General features: G+C 69.1%; 21 protein-coding genes. 15 read left to right on the forward strand and 6 right to left on the reverse strand.

Annotated elements, in window-relative coordinates; genetic code table 11:
- The first annotated feature begins 324 nt into the window (after positions 1 to 324).
- From L0C25_RS07015 to L0C25_RS07025, 3 genes are all read left to right on the forward strand, one after another.
- On the forward strand, positions 325 to 927 hold the full coding sequence (locus L0C25_RS07015) for a GNAT family N-acetyltransferase (RefSeq protein ID WP_271635735.1): 603 nt from the start codon (positions 325 to 327) through the stop codon (positions 925 to 927).
- 33 nt (positions 928 to 960) lie between these two features.
- Positions 961 to 1,338 carry an MmcQ/YjbR family DNA-binding protein gene (locus L0C25_RS07020; protein WP_271635736.1) on the forward strand — a complete coding sequence of 126 codons (378 nt, stop codon included), beginning with the start codon at positions 961 to 963 and terminating at the stop codon, positions 1,336 to 1,338.
- Between the two features lie 115 nt (positions 1,339 to 1,453).
- Positions 1,454 to 2,188: a uracil-DNA glycosylase gene (locus tag L0C25_RS07025; protein WP_271635737.1), complete on the forward strand. Its 735-nt coding sequence runs from the start codon at positions 1,454 to 1,456 to the stop codon at positions 2,186 to 2,188.
- Here the strand turns inward: L0C25_RS07025 and L0C25_RS07030 are convergent.
- Positions 2,114 to 3,415: an MFS transporter gene (locus tag L0C25_RS07030; protein WP_271635739.1), complete on the reverse strand. Its 1,302-nt coding sequence runs from the start codon at positions 3,413 to 3,415 to the stop codon at positions 2,114 to 2,116. The two genes, L0C25_RS07025 and L0C25_RS07030, sit on opposite strands and share 75 nt — an antisense overlap.
- Before the next feature lie 58 nt (positions 3,416 to 3,473).
- On the opposite strand from L0C25_RS07030, the gene L0C25_RS07035 reads away from it, so the two are divergent.
- The 3 genes from L0C25_RS07035 to L0C25_RS07045 all read left to right on the forward strand — a co-directional run bounded on the left by L0C25_RS07035 (position 3,474) and on the right by L0C25_RS07045 (position 5,905).
- The gene (locus L0C25_RS07035; protein WP_271635740.1) at positions 3,474 to 4,433 is read left to right on the forward strand and encodes an ArsR/SmtB family transcription factor; all 960 of its coding nucleotides are present in this window, start codon (positions 3,474 to 3,476) and stop codon (positions 4,431 to 4,433) included.
- A gap of 79 nt (positions 4,434 to 4,512) precedes the next feature.
- A complete protein-coding gene (locus tag L0C25_RS07040) occupies positions 4,513 to 5,445 on the forward strand; it encodes a nucleoside hydrolase (protein WP_271635741.1) in 933 nt (310 codons plus the stop codon).
- A 46-nt stretch (positions 5,446 to 5,491) separates the two neighbouring features.
- On the forward strand, positions 5,492 to 5,905 hold the full coding sequence (locus L0C25_RS07045) for an MmcQ/YjbR family DNA-binding protein (RefSeq protein ID WP_271635742.1): 414 nt from the start codon (positions 5,492 to 5,494) through the stop codon (positions 5,903 to 5,905).
- A 4-nt stretch (positions 5,906 to 5,909) separates the two neighbouring features.
- Here the strand turns inward: L0C25_RS07045 and L0C25_RS07050 are convergent, their stop codons facing one another.
- Positions 5,910 to 6,488: a peroxiredoxin gene (locus L0C25_RS07050; RefSeq protein ID WP_271635743.1), complete on the reverse strand. Its 579-nt coding sequence runs from the start codon at positions 6,486 to 6,488 to the stop codon at positions 5,910 to 5,912.
- Positions 6,489 to 6,498: 10 nt separating this feature from the next.
- A complete protein-coding gene (locus L0C25_RS07055; protein ID WP_271635744.1) occupies positions 6,499 to 6,660 on the reverse strand; it encodes a hypothetical protein in 162 nt (53 codons plus the stop codon).
- 25 nt (positions 6,661 to 6,685) lie between these two features.
- On the opposite strand from L0C25_RS07055, the gene L0C25_RS07060 reads away from it, so the two are divergent.
- The 5 genes from L0C25_RS07060 to L0C25_RS07080 all read left to right on the forward strand — a co-directional run bounded on the left by L0C25_RS07060 (position 6,686) and on the right by L0C25_RS07080 (position 10,142).
- Positions 6,686 to 7,204, forward strand: coding sequence for a CGNR zinc finger domain-containing protein (locus L0C25_RS07060; protein WP_271635745.1), 519 nt, complete (start codon positions 6,686 to 6,688; stop codon positions 7,202 to 7,204).
- Between the two features lie 2 nt (positions 7,205 to 7,206).
- Positions 7,207 to 7,965: an alpha/beta fold hydrolase gene (locus tag L0C25_RS07065; RefSeq protein WP_271635746.1), complete on the forward strand. Its 759-nt coding sequence runs from the start codon at positions 7,207 to 7,209 to the stop codon at positions 7,963 to 7,965.
- A 181-nt stretch (positions 7,966 to 8,146) separates the two neighbouring features.
- Positions 8,147 to 8,575 (forward strand): protein-tyrosine phosphatase family protein, encoded by a 429-nt coding sequence (locus L0C25_RS07070; protein ID WP_271635747.1) that lies wholly within the window; start codon positions 8,147 to 8,149, stop codon positions 8,573 to 8,575.
- A 38-nt stretch (positions 8,576 to 8,613) separates the two neighbouring features.
- On the forward strand, positions 8,614 to 9,201 hold the full coding sequence (locus L0C25_RS07075; protein ID WP_271635748.1) for a DinB family protein: 588 nt from the start codon (positions 8,614 to 8,616) through the stop codon (positions 9,199 to 9,201).
- Positions 9,198 to 10,142, forward strand: coding sequence for a pyridoxal-phosphate dependent enzyme (locus L0C25_RS07080; protein WP_271635749.1), 945 nt, complete (start codon positions 9,198 to 9,200; stop codon positions 10,140 to 10,142). The genes L0C25_RS07075 and L0C25_RS07080 overlap by 4 nt, the downstream gene beginning before the upstream one ends.
- Before the next feature lie 19 nt (positions 10,143 to 10,161).
- On the opposite strand, the gene L0C25_RS07085 is transcribed toward L0C25_RS07080, so the two are convergent.
- The gene (locus tag L0C25_RS07085; RefSeq protein ID WP_271635750.1) at positions 10,162 to 11,031 is read right to left on the reverse strand and encodes an alpha/beta fold hydrolase; all 870 of its coding nucleotides are present in this window, start codon (positions 11,029 to 11,031) and stop codon (positions 10,162 to 10,164) included.
- A 252-nt stretch (positions 11,032 to 11,283) separates the two neighbouring features.
- Here L0C25_RS07085 and L0C25_RS07090 point away from each other — a divergent pair, with 252 nt between their 5' ends.
- The 3 genes from L0C25_RS07090 (at position 11,284) to L0C25_RS07100 (ending at position 13,627) form a co-directional block, all read left to right on the forward strand.
- Positions 11,284 to 11,925: a C39 family peptidase gene (locus tag L0C25_RS07090; RefSeq protein ID WP_271635751.1), complete on the forward strand. Its 642-nt coding sequence runs from the start codon at positions 11,284 to 11,286 to the stop codon at positions 11,923 to 11,925.
- 75 nt (positions 11,926 to 12,000) lie between these two features.
- Positions 12,001 to 12,759, forward strand: a complete 759-nt coding sequence (locus L0C25_RS07095) for a class I SAM-dependent methyltransferase (RefSeq protein WP_271635752.1) — start codon at positions 12,001 to 12,003, stop codon at positions 12,757 to 12,759.
- Between the two features lie 97 nt (positions 12,760 to 12,856).
- Positions 12,857 to 13,627, forward strand: coding sequence for a thioesterase family protein (locus L0C25_RS07100; protein ID WP_271635753.1), 771 nt, complete (start codon positions 12,857 to 12,859; stop codon positions 13,625 to 13,627).
- Positions 13,628 to 13,649: 22 nt separating this feature from the next.
- Here the strand turns inward: L0C25_RS07100 and ligD are convergent, their stop codons facing one another.
- Positions 13,650 to 14,609: a non-homologous end-joining DNA ligase gene (gene ligD, locus L0C25_RS07105; protein ID WP_271635754.1), complete on the reverse strand. Its 960-nt coding sequence runs from the start codon at positions 14,607 to 14,609 to the stop codon at positions 13,650 to 13,652.
- Between the two features lie 42 nt (positions 14,610 to 14,651).
- A complete protein-coding gene (locus tag L0C25_RS07110; RefSeq protein WP_271635755.1) occupies positions 14,652 to 15,134 on the reverse strand; it encodes an SRPBCC family protein in 483 nt (160 codons plus the stop codon).
- Positions 15,135 to 15,226: 92 nt separating this feature from the next.
- Here L0C25_RS07110 and L0C25_RS07115 point away from each other — a divergent pair, with 92 nt between their 5' ends.
- Positions 15,227 to 15,970 (forward strand): TetR/AcrR family transcriptional regulator, encoded by a 744-nt coding sequence (locus L0C25_RS07115; RefSeq protein WP_271635756.1) that lies wholly within the window; start codon positions 15,227 to 15,229, stop codon positions 15,968 to 15,970.
- Positions 15,971 to 16,024 lie beyond the last annotated feature (54 nt).

The following is a 16,024-nucleotide window of genomic DNA, read 5'->3' on the forward strand; positions in this document are numbered from 1 at the left end:
CCGAGTCATTGCGGCGACCGTTGTCGCCGGGTGACCAGAGCGTGCAGGGTGGCGGTCACAGTTCGCTGTCGATTCGCTGTCGCCCGTGCACGCACCGTGTCAGCCGGGTGTCGGCTAGGGTCCTGTGTACGAAGTGGTTTGACGGAAAACGTCGTCCAGGTGGATGCATCCGCAAGGCCGAGGAGGAAGGTCATAGCTTGTGGGGGCACCTCCCGGCGCTCTAGCGCCGGGGGACTATTTCCGACGACGAGGACGCCGCGGGGCGCCGCGTGGGCGGCGAAAGACGTCCAATCATTTCGTACACAGGGCACTAGGGTCACGAACGTGACGACGGACCCGACCCCATGGCACGAGGCGCCGGACCTCGACGGCTCGCGCGTACGCCTGACGCGAGTGCGACCAGAGCATGCGGCCGGCCTCTTCACCGCGGCCGATGACGACGCCGTGTTCACCTGGCTCAGCAATCACCGCCCGCGTGACCTCGGCGACGCCGAGCGCCACGTGGCCGACTCGATCGAGGCCGCCGACAGGGGCACTCGAGCCGTGTGGACGCAGATCGACACTGCGTCGGGCGAGGTCGCCGGCAGCACGTCGTACTACGACATCGACGCCACCTTGCGTACGGTCGCGATCGGCTACACCTGGCTCGGGAGACGGTTCCAGCGCACCGGCGTCAACACCGAGTCGAAGCTGCTGCTGCTGGAGCGCGCGTTCGACACCCTCGGCGCCGTACGCGTCGTGTGGCACACCGATGCACTGAACGCACAGTCTCGGGCCGCGATCGAACGTCTCGGCGCGACGTTCGAAGGCATCCTCCGCAAACACAAGCCGCGCAAGGACGGCTCCTGGCGCGACACCGCTCAGTACGCGATGACCGACGACGACTGGCCCGAGGCGGGCGCGGCGCTGCGGGCGCGACTGCGCTGAGCCTGTCGGTCGCGCCGAGTAGGGTGCGATCTCATGGCACATCCGCGGATGTACGAGGACGACGACCCGCTGCTGGCGAAGGTGCGTTCGGTCTGCCGCGACTTTCCCGAGTGTCGTGAGGTCGAGGCATGGGGGCGCCCGACGTTCCGCGCGGGCAAGAAGATCTTCACCGTCTACTCCACCGACGACGAACACGACCACTCGCTGGTGTTCAAGCCGGAGCCGGGCGAACGTGCGGCGCTGGTGCAGGACCCCCGCTTCTACGCGCCTCCGTACTTCGGCCCCTCGGGCTGGCTCGCACTGGATCTCGTCGCAACGCCACCCGACTGGACCGAGGTCGCCGAGCTCGCCGAGGCGTCGTACCGCCAGGTCGCGCTGAAGCGGATGCTGCGGGCGCTGGACGGCGCCTGACGCGCAGCCGCCCCGGCGTGGCTCCGTCGCCCTTGGATGTTTACCATGTAAACATGGTAAAGGTCCGCTTTGCGCGGTGAATCCACCATGCAAGGCGAATGTTTACCATGTTTACATGGTAAACATCCCACTGCCCGTCGGGCGCGGCCGCCGCGCCGCTACGCTGGCGCCCGTGTCCGCGAAGCCATTGAGCGAGCTGGTCGCGCCCGACTGGGCCGAGGCGCTCGCACCGGTCGAACCGACGATCACCCAGGTGGGTGCGTTCCTGCGCGACGAGATCGGCGCGGGTCGGACGTACCTCCCGGCCGGCGATAACATCCTGCGCGCGTTCCGGGAACCGATGGCCGACGTGAAGGTGCTGATCGTCGGCCAAGACCCTTACCCGACGCCGGGCCATCCGATCGGGCTGTGCTTCTCGGTGGCGCCCGACGTACGCCCGGTGCCGGCCAGCCTGAAGAACATCTACGCCGAGATGGGCACGGACCTGGGCCTCGCCGAGCCCGAGTCCGGTGACCTCACGCCCTGGACGAAGCAGGGCGTCCTGTTGCTGAACAGGGTTCTGACCGTTCAACCGGGTAAGCCGGCGAGCCACCGCGGCAAGGGCTGGGAGGCCGTCACCGAGCAGGCGATCCGCTCGCTCGTCGAACGCGACGCTCCGCTGGTCGCCCTGCTGTGGGGCCGTGACGCGCAGACCCTCGAGCCGATGCTCGGCGATACGACGGTGATCAAGAGCCCACACCCGAGCCCCCTGTCGGCATCGCGCGGCTTCTTCGGCTCACGCCCGTTCAGTCGGGCGAACGCCGCCCTCGAGGCGGCTGGCGCGGCCCCGGTCGACTGGCGCCTCGCCTGACCCACCTCCCCGCTGAGCGGGACGTTCGAGTGCGACATGCCGGCGTGTCGCCGCGCGAACGTCCCGCTGAGCGGGCGGACGGCGCAACGGTCGCCACAGCAGCGCGGTGACGAGCAGCGACGCGCCCGCCATGCACGCCATCGCCTCGCCGGGTGCCAGCAGCTCCGCGAGTGTGCCGGACAGTGTCGCCGCTACGCCTTGCATGGTGAGCATTCCGGCGCTGTGCAGACCGAGCGCCTGGCCGCGCACCTGCTCGGGTACGAGAGCCACGAGCCGTTCCTGGAGCATGATCCCGGCACCGAACCCGACCGACGCGACGGCCACCAGCACCGCCGCGACAGACACGGGCAACGCGACCGCGAATGCGAGGTACGGCAGGGCGAGCAGCGCCTGCACCGGTGACACGAGCCAGCGCCGAAGGTGCGGCGGCACGAGTCGACCGGTCACTGCATCGCCGCAGAGCATGCCGAGAGCCCCCGCGATGAACAACGCTCCCGCCGCCTCCGGGGCGTACGGGACGAACAACGCCTCGCACCCCACGACGAGCCCGTTCGGTAGCCACAGCGCGGCGTACGTGACGCGTACGCCCGATCCGGACCACAGCAGCCGGTTCACCCGCCACGTCTCCCGGATCGAAGGACGTCCCTCCGCCCTCGCCGGCCGTCGGGTCAGCCCGAACCGGGTGACCACGGCGCCAACACCCGCCAGCCCTGCAGCGACGAGCAACGCCGCCCGCGGCGACAGTACGACCAGCAGCACGCCACCCGTGGCAAATCCGGCGATCTGCATCGCGCCGACCGCCATGTTGAGCACGGAGCGCCCGAGTACGTAAGCGTCGTCGGGCAGGATCTCGGTGAGGAGGCCCCAGCGCGTACCGCCCGCGACCGATCCGATCAGCCCTTCGGCCAGGATGATCGCGAGCATCACGGCGATCGGCATCCCGGGCAGGGCAAGCGCCGCGATCGAGACCGCGAGTACGAACGAGCTGGTGGCGAGGACTGTACGCGGGGGCAACCTGTCGGCGATCGACATCATCGTGAGCGCGCCCGCCAACTGCGCGAAGGCCGGGCCGAACATACTGAGCGCGGCCAGCAGCGGCGAGCCCGTACGCGCGTACACGAGCGTCGCGAGAGCGAGTCCCGCTAATGTCCCGCTGGCGACGTTCGCGCACACGGCGAGGAAGAACACGCGGAACTCGCGTACCGCGAACAACTGGCGATAGGTCACGTGGACAGTGTCGAATGCGCGCCCGGGCGAGAGTAGAGTTTCGCCTGGAGGCGAAACGATGGGCTACTGGAAGATCGACACAGAGGCACTCGCCCGCGGCCGGTTCGCGGTGTCTCCACTCGCCGAGACCGTTGCATCGACCCTCGCCCTGCGTTCGCGACGCAAACAGCCGGGGCTCGAGGAGTGGCAGCACGCCCACCAGCGAGCGTTCCGCGAGTTCGTCGCGGAAGACGGGTTCGCGCAGGCCTTCCTCGACGCGGCGTTTCGGCCACGCTGGAACGCCGACTTCGTTGTGGCGCCGCCCTATCGCACGGATCGCACCTTCCACGACGAGCTGCGGCACGTACGCGAGACACCGCGCGACGTCGCGCTCGCAGACCTCGGCACCTCGCGCGCCGAGGCGAAGGGCACTCCGCTCGACGTACCCGATCTGGCCAACCGCTGCGCCGACATCCTCGAATGGGTTTGGACGCACATGGTTCGACCCGACTGGACGCGTCGGCGGTGGATCCTGGAGTCGGACATCGTGGCGCGCACCCACCAGCTCAGCTCCCACGGCTGGGCGGCGGCTCTCGAGGGCCTGGGCCCGGGCGTGCGCTGGCTCGGCGACGGGCGGCTGCGGATCAACGCACTCGACAACCCACCGCGCGAGATCGCCGACGCGGAACTGCTGTTCATCCCGTCCGCCACCCGGCACAGCTGGGTCGGTTGGGACGAGCCGCACCGGTACGCGGTCGTCTATCCGTGCTCCGGCGTTCTGGCGAGCCCCGAGCCGGCCACCACGCCGACCGCCCTTCGAAGGCTGATCGGCCCTGCGCGGGCGAGCGTGCTCGCGCTACTCGAGGCGCCGAAGTCGACCAGCCAGCTCGTCGCGCTCACGGGTTACACGCTCGGCTCCGTCGGCGGGCACCTACGGATCATGCTCGACGCCGGGTTGGTACGCCGGAGCCGCTCGGGACGATCGGTGCTCTACTACCGCACGCCGCTCGGCGACGACCTCGCACGCGACGACGCCTGAGCACACTCCGGTTCGGAGCACACGTACCCACCCGAGCGCGATCCGTTCAAGGAACCCGGATGACCGCGATGATGATGCCATGCCGACTCCGATCATCCTGGACTGCGACCCGGGCCACGACGACGCGCTCGCCCTGCTGCTCGCGTACGCGAGCCCGACCCTCGACCTGCGGGCCATCACGACCGTTGCGGGCAACCAGACGCTGCCGAAGGTGACCGAGAACGCGCGGCGGGTCGCCACGCTCGCCGGCATCACCGACGTCCCGATCGCCGCCGGTGCCGACCGACCGCTCGTCCGCGACCTCGTCGTCGCCCAGGACGTCCATGGCAAGACCGGCCTCGACGGCGCCGACCTGCCCGAGCCGGAGGTGCCGCTGAGCAGTACGACGGCGACGACCCTGATGGCCGAGACGATCGCGTCCGCGGACCGTCCCGTCACGCTCGTACCGACCGGCCCGCTCACCAACGTCGCCCACCTGCTGCGCGAGCATCCCGAGTCGGCGGTCGGCATCGCGCAGATCGTCTGGATGGGCGGCAGCACGACCCGGGGCAACGTCACGCCGTACGCCGAGTTCAACGCGTTCGTCGACCCGGAGGCGGCAGCGGAGGTGCTCGACAGCGGCATTCCCGTCACCATGATCGGGCTGAACGTCACGCATCAGGCGCTGGCGACCGACGAGATCATCGCGCGCATCCGCCGTCTCGGCACTGACCTCGCCACCACGATCGCCGACCTGCTCGGCTTCTTCGCCGCGACGTACGAGCGGATCTGGGGCCTGCCCGCGCCACCTGTCCATGATGCCGTCGCGGTAGCGCGCGTGATCGACCCCGGGCTGGTCGGGTGCGTACGCGCGCCGATCTCGATCGAGACGAAAGGTGATCTCACCAGCGGAGCCACGGTCGTCGACCTGTACGAGCGCACGGGTCGACCCGCCAACGCATACGCGGGCGTCGCGGTCGACGTAGAACGCTTCTGGGATCTGATGATCGACGCGCTCGCGACGTACCCCTGAGTTCCGCACGCCCGCGGGTGTCAGCGGGGGGTCGTACGCTGCTGGCATGGTTGGGCGCACTGACGTACCCGAGCCGGCCATAGCGCGGCTTCGCGCCATCTGCCGCGCGCTGCCCGATGCGTACGAGGAACCTGCCTGGGTTGGCGTGCGGTGGCGGGTACGCGGGCGGACATTCGCACACGCCCTGGTCATCGAGGAAGGCCGCCCACAGGCGTACGCACGCGCGGCGGGTACCGACGGGCCCGCCTGTGTCGTGACGTTCCGGGTGACGGGTGAGGAGCTCGCGGCACTCGAACATGCGGGGAGTCCGTACTTCGCGGTGCGATGGGGCCGCGACGTCGGTGGCGCCGCGCTCGACGAGTTCGACGACTGGGATCAGTTGGCGGAACTACTGACCGAGAGCTACTGCGCGCTGGCGCCCGAGAAACTGGCCCGGATGGTCGAGCGTCCCGACCCGTGACCCGTCAGCGCGGGTGTTCGACGAGCCAGTCGAGCACCTGCCGGGCATGGCCGTCCGGCGGGAAGACCGGGTAGAAAACGTGCTCGATGGTTCCGTCGCGCACGATCATGGTGAGCCGCTTGTACAGCCGCGCGCCGCCCGCTTCGAACGTCGGCAGGCGCAGCCCGTCGGCCAGCGCGAACTCGGGGTCCGACAGCATCGCGAACGGTAGGTGCAGGCGCTCCATGACCTCGCGCTGGTACGCGGTGGGCTGGCTCGACATTCCGTACACCCGAGCGGCACCGGCGCCGAGCAGCTCACGATGGTGGTCGCGGAACCCACACGCCTCGGGCGTGCATCCGCGTGCGCCCGGGATCTCGTTCCAGCCGTCCGGCAGGTCCACACCGGGACGCCCGGTCATCGGATAGAGATACAACACCGTGCGCCCTGGACCCAGGCCGTCGAGCGCCACCGCCTCGCCGCTCGTCGCCTTCAGTACCAGCGCGGGCATGGTGGTGCCCGACAGCTGGTCAGCGGCGCCGTCGTCTTCGGGTACGGGTAGGTCGGCGGGCAGTCGGAGCGGGTCGTGCATCGGGTCTGCCATGCACTCGACCCTACGCGGCCCGCGCGACCGGCGACGTACGTACGAGCTCGTGCTCCCCTTCGGCGAGCGTCACCCGCCAACGGCCGCACGTGCACTGTTCGTAGACGATCAGCCCCTCGCTCGTGGAGTGCTGCGATCTCGGCTGCCAGGTATGGGTCTCGTGGACGTTCATACCTCGAGCCTGCTGTAATGGCCTTATGTGGCTCAACCCTTACGGACAGGATGCCGTCGAGCTGATGGCAGATTTCGCGAACGCGAGGCCGCGGTCGGTCGGCGACCTCGTCGGCCGATGTCGCACCGCCGGAGTCGCCGTCGACATGCCGATCGACGAGGCGGACCTCGCGACCACGCTCGAGCTCATCGACCGCTGGTGCGAGATCGTCGACACCGCGGACGAGCAGGAGCGGGCGACCCTCGTGAATCGACTGCTCGCCGAGACGACGGCACATCCGCGGATGTCCGACCACGACGGCGTGTGGCACATGCACTACCGGCCCGACGACATTCCGCTCGGAGCCGTGCTGTGCGCATTGGCGAGCGTCGGAACAGCCCTGCACCTGTCCGGCCGCGGCATGCACCGACTCGACCGCTGCGCGCTCTCCGAGTGCGACAACGTCTATGTCGACACGTCGCGCACCGGCAGGCAGCGCTACTGTTCCACGCGATGCTCCAACCGCGACGCCGTACGACGGCACCGCGCACGAAAGGCGAGCTGACGATGGCGTGGTTCGAACGAGACGGGCAGCGGACCTACTTCGAGGACGCAGGCCAAGGGGAGGCCGTGCTGGCACTTCCGGGATGGGGCGGCAGCATCGCCGAGTTCGCGCGGCTGCGGGCCGAGCTCGCCGACGGGTTCCGAGTCGTCGCCGCCGACCTTCCTGGTTCCGGCCGATCGCACCCCCAGCCACGCGCGTACCCGGCGACGTTCTACCGGGACGACGCACGTACGTTCCTCGACCTGCTCGACCACCTCGCGATCGACGCCGCCCATGTCGTCGGGTTCAGCGACGGCGGCGAGGTCGGGCTCGTCATGGCCGGCCTCGCACCGGACCGCATCCGGTCGGTCGTGGCATGGGGAGCCGCCGGCTACCTCGAGCCGACGCCCGAGACGAGCGCCGGCTTGAGCCGCCTCATCGACGACCCACCGGAATCGCTCCTGCCGCTCGCCGCGTACCTGGCCGAGGCATACGGTGCCGATCACGCAAGAACGATGGCCGCGAACTGGTCCGCGGCCCTCGCCGAGATCGCTGCGGCCGGCGGCTCGATCAGCCGCGACCTCGCCGACCGGGTCACCTCTCCGGCACTGCTGATCACCGGATCCGACGACCCGTTCTGCCCGCCCCGCGTCGTACGCGAGACCGTCGGTGCCTTGCCACGTGGAGAGTTCATCGAGGTCGAGGGCGGCGGCCACCCGCTGCACCTGTCGCATACCGACTGGCTTCACGCCGTCGTGCTCGACTGGCTCGGTGAGCACTAGGGCGTGTCTGCTTATGCCCCGCCGGCTCGCGTGCCTCCGCATCCCGCCGGGCTGCGTTGCGGTCACTCGCAGGAGAAGCCAACTACAACTTCGCTCCCGCGCCTTGACCGATCGGGCGCGGGGACCCGCTCCCTGATCGACGCGGCACAAGCAGACGCGACCTAGGCCGTACGCTCTCGGCATGCCAACTCCGTGGGACAGCGCGGCTCCGGGCGTACTTGCGCTGCCTTCAGGGAGGCTCGTCCGCGGCCGCGGCTTACGCCGCCCTCTCCCACCGGGTCAGCGGCCGACGTACGGCCTGTACCTGCTCGGCCGACCGCATCCGCCCGTCGACTGGGACAGCGAGTGGATCCGCTGGCCGGACTTTCGTCTGCCGAGCGACCGTGAAGCGGCCCGCGCCGCCATGCATGCCGCGTGGCGGCGAGCGGACACCGAGCGCGTGGAAGTCGCGTGTGGAGGAGGCGTCGGGCGTACGGGCACCGCACTCGCCTGCCTCGCCGTCCTCGACGGGGTTCCCGCACCCGAGGCGGTTGCGTACGTACGCAAGCACTACGCACCCCGTGCGGTCGAGACACCCTGGCAGCGACGTTTCGTCGCGCGATTCGCTTAGGCAGACGCGATCTAGCCCCGATGTGGCAGGCTCACCGCATGGCGACACCAGACCCCAAGGACGTCCTCCACCGATACCTGCAGACCGCCCGCGACGTGATGCTCTGGAAGCTCGACGGCGTTTCGGAGTACGACGTACGCCGCCCGCTCACGCCGACCGGCACGAACCTTCTCGGGTTGGTGAAGCACTTGACGGGGGTGGAGGCCGGCTACCTCGGCGTGACCTTCGACCGGCCGTTCGAGCTGCTTCCGTGGTTGACCGACGACGCCGACGACAACGTCGACATGTGGGCGACACCCGACGAGACCCGCGAACAGGTCGTCGGCCTCTACCGGCAGGTGTGGGAGCACTCTGACGAGACGATCGACACCGTCGACCTGGACGCGCCCGTTGTCGTGCGCCACTGGCCGCCCGAGCGCCGCGACGTCACCCTGCACCTCATCCTGGTGTATGTGATCGCCGAGACACATCGCCATGCAGGGCACGCCGATATCGTGCGCGAGCTCATCGACGGTGCGGCAGGGATGCGCGACGGCACCAGCAACCTTCCCGGTGGCGACCCGACCTGGTGGAGCGACTACCGCGAGCAGGTCGAGCGTGCCGCCCGCATCGCGGGCGAGCCGTGACGTTCGCAGACCCGAGCCCGTCGACGATCGCAACCGCACGCACGCGGATCGCACCGCACGTACGCCCGCTCGCGACACGGCGCTCCGAATCGCGGAGCACCTTGGTAGACGGCGATGTGGTCCTCGCGCTCGAGAACGAGCAGCCGACCGGAAGCTTCAAGATCCGAGGCGCCGCGAACGCCGTCCTCTCGCACCTCGAGCGGGGCGTCACGGGCATCACCACGGCTTCGACCGGCAACCATGCGCGCGCAGTGGCGCACATCGCCCTCGCACACGGATTGCCCGTACGCGCGTACGTCTCACGCGACGTGAGCGACGGCCGGGTACGCGGCCTACACGCATTGGGCTCCGAGGTCGACCCGTCGGCGGCCGACCAGACCGAGGCGATCGAGCGCGCGCAGGCGTACGCGGACGAGCACGGCCACGCGTTCGTACCGCCGTTCGACGATCCGGACGTGATCAGCGGGCAAGGAACCCTCGGGCTCGACGTCGCGGATGCCCTTCCCGGCTTGGACATCGTCGTCGTGCCCGTCTCCGGTGGCGGTCTCGCGTCCGGACTAGCGATCGCCGTCAAGACCGCTCTCCCTGTCGCCCGAGTGATCGGTGTTTGCGCCGAGCGGGCACCCGCGATGAGGGCGGCCCTTGATGCCGGGCACCCAGTGGACGTACCCGAGCGCGAGACCGTCGCCGACTCGCTGCGCGGCGACCTCGGCCCCGATAACCGCTACACGTTCCGGCTGGTTCGCGACTTCGTCGACGAGGTAGCGACGATCGGCGAGGACTCGATCCTCGAAGCGCAGCACGAGCTGCGGCGCGACGGCCTGGCGGTCGAAGGCGCCGCTGCCGCTGCCGCGGCATACGTGAGCGCGACGCCGGCGGCCTTCGCCGGCCTCCGGACCGCAGTCATCGTGTCGGGGGCGGCCGACGACGCGCGCAGCTGACCGCCAAGCCCGCGAATCGTCAAGGACGCCTTGGATCTGTGTGTCTAACGATGGCGGGTACGACGAGGTCCCACGTCGATCTCGGCGGCACCTGGTGACCCATGCCGTCGACAATCAACAGCTCGGCACCGTCGATCTCCGCGGCCAGGGCCTCACCGTGCTCCGGCGGGAACATCGGATCCTCGCGCCCATGGATGACGAGCGTCGGCGCGAGCACGTTTCTCATCGGCGGTGAGTCGTACTCGCTGTCGCCCAGGTCCAGCCAGTGGTTCTTGGTCGCCGATTCGATGCGGGTCGTCCGGTCGACGGTCCGGGCGGCGACCGCTCGCGCGTACGCCTCGTCGAACTCACCCGGCGCGGCCAGCGGGCGCTCGGCCTCGACCAGGTAGTCGATCACCGCAGCCCGATCCGACCAGTCGGGCTCTGGCGGCGGGTTCTCGAACGACTCTCGCGCACGTGGCGCCATCGATGGCAGATCGCGTTGCGTGCTTGGCGTACCGGCAATGCTCGTCGACATCAGGGTGAGCGTCGTGACCCTCTCCGGCGCGTACGCGGCGATGTACTGCGCGATTCCGCCGCCCATCGAGATGCCGACGACGTGCGCCGTTCCACCCGCGACCTCGTCGATGAGCGCGATCGGGTCGCGGGTGAGGTCGTCGCCGGTGTACGTGGGTTCGCCGGGCGGAGAGCTCGTCGAACGTCCGGTATCGCGATGGTCGTACCGGATGACGAATCGCCCGGCCTCGCCGAGAGCGCGACAGAAGTCGGGATCCCACCCATCCATGGATCCTGCCGCACCCGAGATGAGCAGCATCGCGGGTGCATCGCGGTCGCCGAATGTGTCGACGCAGATCTCGACCCCGCGGAGCTGCACCATCGTCTCGACCATGCGCCGCACCCTACGCCGGAGACGACTTTCTCGAATGTGCTCCGACGGAGCGTTACTCGCCGCTACGGTACGTACAAGGTGCGTAAAGGCATCAGGCCCGCTCCCTCGGGTTGCGCACCTTGTGACCCCGGCCTCGCTCGCGAGGCCGGGGTCTCGGCGTCTCTGGTTTCGCTGCTCGGGTTTCGGGTAGGTGCTCTGTCACAGGGACCAGTCGGTGCTCCACACGGGAGCATGCCGAGTTAGGACAGCGCCATGAAGCGACAGATAGCCGCCGGTCTCGGGGCTGCGACCCTCACCCTGGGCATCGCGGTCAGCACGGGAGCGTCCGCTGATGCACTCCCGCAGACTCAACAACAGACCAGCTCGCGCGTCGAGATCGCGTCCTCGCGAATGCTCGAGACGGTCCACCAGTGGCAGGAGACCGGCTACTGGTGTGGGCCGGCCGCAACCCGTCACGCACTCACCGCGCGAGGCATCGAGAGCTACTCCCAGTCGGAGCTCGCGGACCGCCTCGGAACAGACACCGGCGGGACCGATCACATCAGTCAGGTGACCGGCGTGCTCAACGACCTCGGAGCCGGCAACTACAAGACGGTGGAGACGCTCAGCGATCCCATGTCGGATTCGCAGAAGGCGGCCCTGTGGGACCACATCGTGGAGAGCGTCAACGCCGACCGCGCCGTGGTCGCCAACATCATCTCGATGCCGTCCAGCAAGCCGGACCACTATCCGAACTCGACGATCTACCACTACTTCACGATCAGTGGGTACGACTCGGACACCGATCGGGTGCGGATCGTCGACTCCGCCTTCGGCGTCGCACGCTACTGGCTGCCGTTCGACCAGGCGGCTCGGCTGATCGCCGGAAAGGGGTACTCGTACCACGACGCGTAGGTCGCACAACGCGACCGTGCTGCGCCGACGGGATAACGCGTTTACGTGCTCGCCTCGCCGCCATACGATCACGGCGTGACCCCTCGTGCCCTCTCGTTCGGCTCGGCCGCGGCGGCGTACGAGCGGTTCCGGCCGGGCTACCCCGACGCGCTGGTCGAGCGCGTGCTCGCGTACGGCACTGGGCCGATGCGGACTGCCCTGGAGATCGGTGCGGGTACGGGCAAGGCCACGCGTGCCTTCGTGCGGCACGGCGTGGAGGTGCTCGCATCGGAGCCCGATCCGTTGATGCTGGCCGAGCTACGTCGTCAGGTGCCAGGGGCGGCGACACAGCAGGCAACGTTCGAGGAGGTCTCGACGGAGCCGACGTACGACCTCGTGTACGCGGCCGCCTCGTTGCACTGGACCGATTCGGCGACCCGGTGGCGTCGAATCGCTGCCCTGCTGCGACCTGGCGGCACCCTTGCCTCGTTCGGCGCTCCGATCCAGCTGGCGACCGCGGCAGACCGCGCGACGTACGAGGCCGCGCGCAGCCCGTACCTCGACCACGACTTCATCCCGTCGCCGGACGGCACGCCCGCCGATGCGGCCCTGGAGTGGCCCGGAACGGAGCTGATGGGCTCCGACCTCTTCACGGACGTACAGCAGGTGGTCGTCGAGCGGCGTTGGTCGGGTACGGCGGCCGAGTACGTCGGCTACCTCTCGACCGTGTCGGCGTACCTGCAACTGCCGTCTGAACGGCGCGCCGAGGCGTTGCGGCAGGTCGCCGCGGCCCTTCCCGAGCGGGTTGAGATATCCGGCGACCTGACGGTCCACCTCGCTCGCCGCGCGGGATGACCACCGGCCGTTCCGAAGGCACGCGGGGTCGCCTGCCGGCGGGCGGCGCCGTCGTGCCAGCGTAGAGGTTCGAACCCGAGCCGGAGGTGCCCGCAGCATGTCGTACTTCGAGCGCACAGGTGCGTCAACGTACCGCGCGACGAGCAACGTGAGCGGCGCCTGGGACCCCGCTGACCAACACATCGCTCCCGCCCTCGGGCTGCTCGCGCACGTCGTCGAGATGGATCGTGACCGGCGCGGCCGCGACGACCTCGTCATCGGCCGCCTCTCGTACGACATCTTGGGCACGGTGCCCGTCGAGGAGATGGAGACATCGGTCGAAGTCCTGCGGCCCGGTCGTACGATCGAGCTGGTCGAGGCGGTCCTCCGGCACAACAACCGCGACGTCGTACGAATGCGGGTCTGGCTGCTACAACCGCGCGACACCGCCGACCTGGCCGGCACCGCGCTGCCGCGGATCCCATCGCCGGACGACACGCCCGCGTGGGATCCGGCGACCGTGTGGCCGGGCGGGTTCATCGGCTCCGTCGAGGTTCGTCGCGCACAGGTCGAGCCCGGGCGCGCGGCGTTCTGGGTACGTACCACGCAGCCGCTCGTCGACGACGAGAAGGCGAGCCGGCTCGCGGCGGCCGTCGGACTCCTCGACATCGCGAACGGCATGACCGTGCGCGCCGATCCCAAGGCCGTGGTCTTCCCGAACGTCGACCTGACTGCTCATCTGTTCGCTGAGCCGCAGGGCGACTGGCTCGGCTTCGACACCACCGTCTCGTTCGGTACGTCCGGGCTGGGTACGACGAGCACCGTCATCCACGACGCCGGCGGGCCGATCGGGACGATGACGCAGATGCTGACGGTCAGGCCCCGCTAGAGCGCGAGATCCGAGCGAGTCGTCAGTCGGCCGGTGGCGACTCGGCCCCATCGCGCTCGTCTCGGTCGGCCCATTCCAGCAAGGGTGCGATGTCGAAGACCGCCTCGTCGATGCGTGCGTGCAGGTCACCCAGCTTGGCGTACCGCAAGGGCATCGACGTGATCGTGAAGTCTTCGGGACGTACGTCGTCTATCTCGTCCCACCGCACCGGCGCCGACACCCTTGCATCGGGCACGCCACGGACGGAGTATGCACACGCGATCGTGTGGTCGCGGGCGTTCTGGTTGTAGTCGACGAAGAGCATCGCCGGATCCCGGTCCTTGCGCCACCAGGTCGTGGTCACGTCGTCGGGCGCCCGGCGCTCGACCTCGCGAGCGAACGCCAATGCCGCCCGCCGTACGTCGGCGAATCCGTGCTCGGGTGCGATGCGGACGTACACGTGCATTCCGCGTCCCCCCGACGTCTTCGGCCACCCCGTCGCGCCGAGCTCGTCGAGGAGCTCGTGAACGACGTGAGCCACCCGCTGGACAGTGGCGAAGTCGCAGTCGGGCATCGGATCGAGGTCGATTCGCCACTCGTCGGGTACTTCGGTGTCGGCGCGCCGGCTGTTCCACGGATGGAACTCGACCGTCGACATCTGCACGGCCCAGATCACCTGCGCCAGGTCGGTGACGCACAGTTCGTACGCGTGCCTGCCGTACCGGGGGAACTCCACCCGTACGGTCTCGATCCAGGGCGGCGCACCGGCCGGGATCCGCTTCTGGTGGACCTTGTCGCCGCTGATGCCGGTCGGAAAGCGGTGCAGCATGCACGGCCGCTCGCGCAGCGCGTTGACGACACCGTCGCCGACGGAGAGGTAGTAGTTGACGAGGTCGCGCTTGGTCGCCCCCGTCTGCGGGAAGTAGACGCGGTCGGGATTCGTAACCCGCACCACGTACGGCCCGACCTCGATCTCGACCGGATCGCCCGCTTTCGACGCCATGCCGCCTCCCGTAGCCGCACGTGCCGCGGCCGCGGCACCACCCTACTCAGAGCCGGCGCCCTCCACGTACGCCTTGATGCCCTCGAGCCAGGTGCGGATGTTATCGGCGAGCACGCCGTCGTCGATGTGTGGCGCAACGGCGGCGGCGTCCATCGACTCCTCGCAGCGGATCCGGGCCCGGGCGGGGCCGAGCTCGTCGAACTCATAGACGCATGCCATCGCCATACCCGGTGCAGTGTTAGCCCAGGTCAGACGGGTAGCGCGCTCCACCAGCGCGAACGCCGAGGTGACCGGGACGCCGCCGGCGTGCCAGGTGAACCCACTGCCCGTCGCCGGTGGCCCGGATGGAACTGCCTTCGATATGTCGTCGCGCAGACTCGGCCAGTTCTCGACATGCGCGAGGGTGTCCCACACTGCGTCGCGTGGCGCCTCGATGTCGATGGAGCCGGTTGCGCACGCGGGTGCGGCAGCGTCCACTGAGCCGATCAACGCCTGCCGATACGCGGGGCTTTCGGTTGGTCTCATTATTCCTCCAATATCGATACGGTGTATCGATACAGCGTAACGGATCGAGTTGGATACGGTCGATCGAGCACAGCTGGAGGTGGTTCGACATCGTGCGATTCGACCGAACTCTTGCCCTGCTGTGGGGCGACGACTCCAAAGCGGTCGGGCGCTCCGGCCTCACTATCGCGGACTTCGTGGCGGCCGCGACCGCGATCCTCGACGAGCGAGGGTCCGTGGGGCTCTCGATGCGTACCGTCGCGAGCCGCCTCGGCGTACGCACGATGGCGGCATACACCTTCGGAAACAAGGGCGATCTGGTCGCATTGGTGGTCGACCGCGCGTACCGGGAGATGTATCCGCCACGTAGGCGTCCCCGTCGAGACTGGCGCCGCGGCCTTGCCGACATCGCCAACGCCAACCGCGCGCTCGGCCTGGCGCATCCGTGGCTCACGGAGCTCCAGGCGGTTCGCTCACTGATGGGACCGCACGAGTTCCAGAAGCGCGAACGTGAGCTTGCTCCGCTCGAGTCGACTCCGCTCAGCGATGTCGAGAAGGACCAGGTGCTGACCCAGGTACTCCTCCATGTCGCCGGGATGACCCGGATGGAGACGGCGTTGCGGCACGAGCGAGAGGAGACCGGACTCAATGACCCTCAGTGGTGGCGGGCCATCATGCCCACCCTCGAACCCGTCGTCGATCCGCAGCAGTTCCCGCTGTCCGTGCGTGTCGGCCTGGCGACGCAGGACGCCCGCAACGGCGAGTTCTCGGGCGACGCGATATTCAGGTTCGGACTCGACCGCCTCCTCGACGGGATCGGCGTCCTCATCGAGGGCCGCCGACCGCGCGACAGTTGACATCGTGTGGAGGTTGCCTTGAGCCGGATTGACGTTGTGCGCCGACGACTGGAC

This window comes from Solicola gregarius (assembly GCF_025790165.1).
GTDB classification, from domain to species: domain Bacteria; phylum Actinomycetota; class Actinomycetes; order Propionibacteriales; family Nocardioidaceae; genus Solicola; species Solicola gregarius.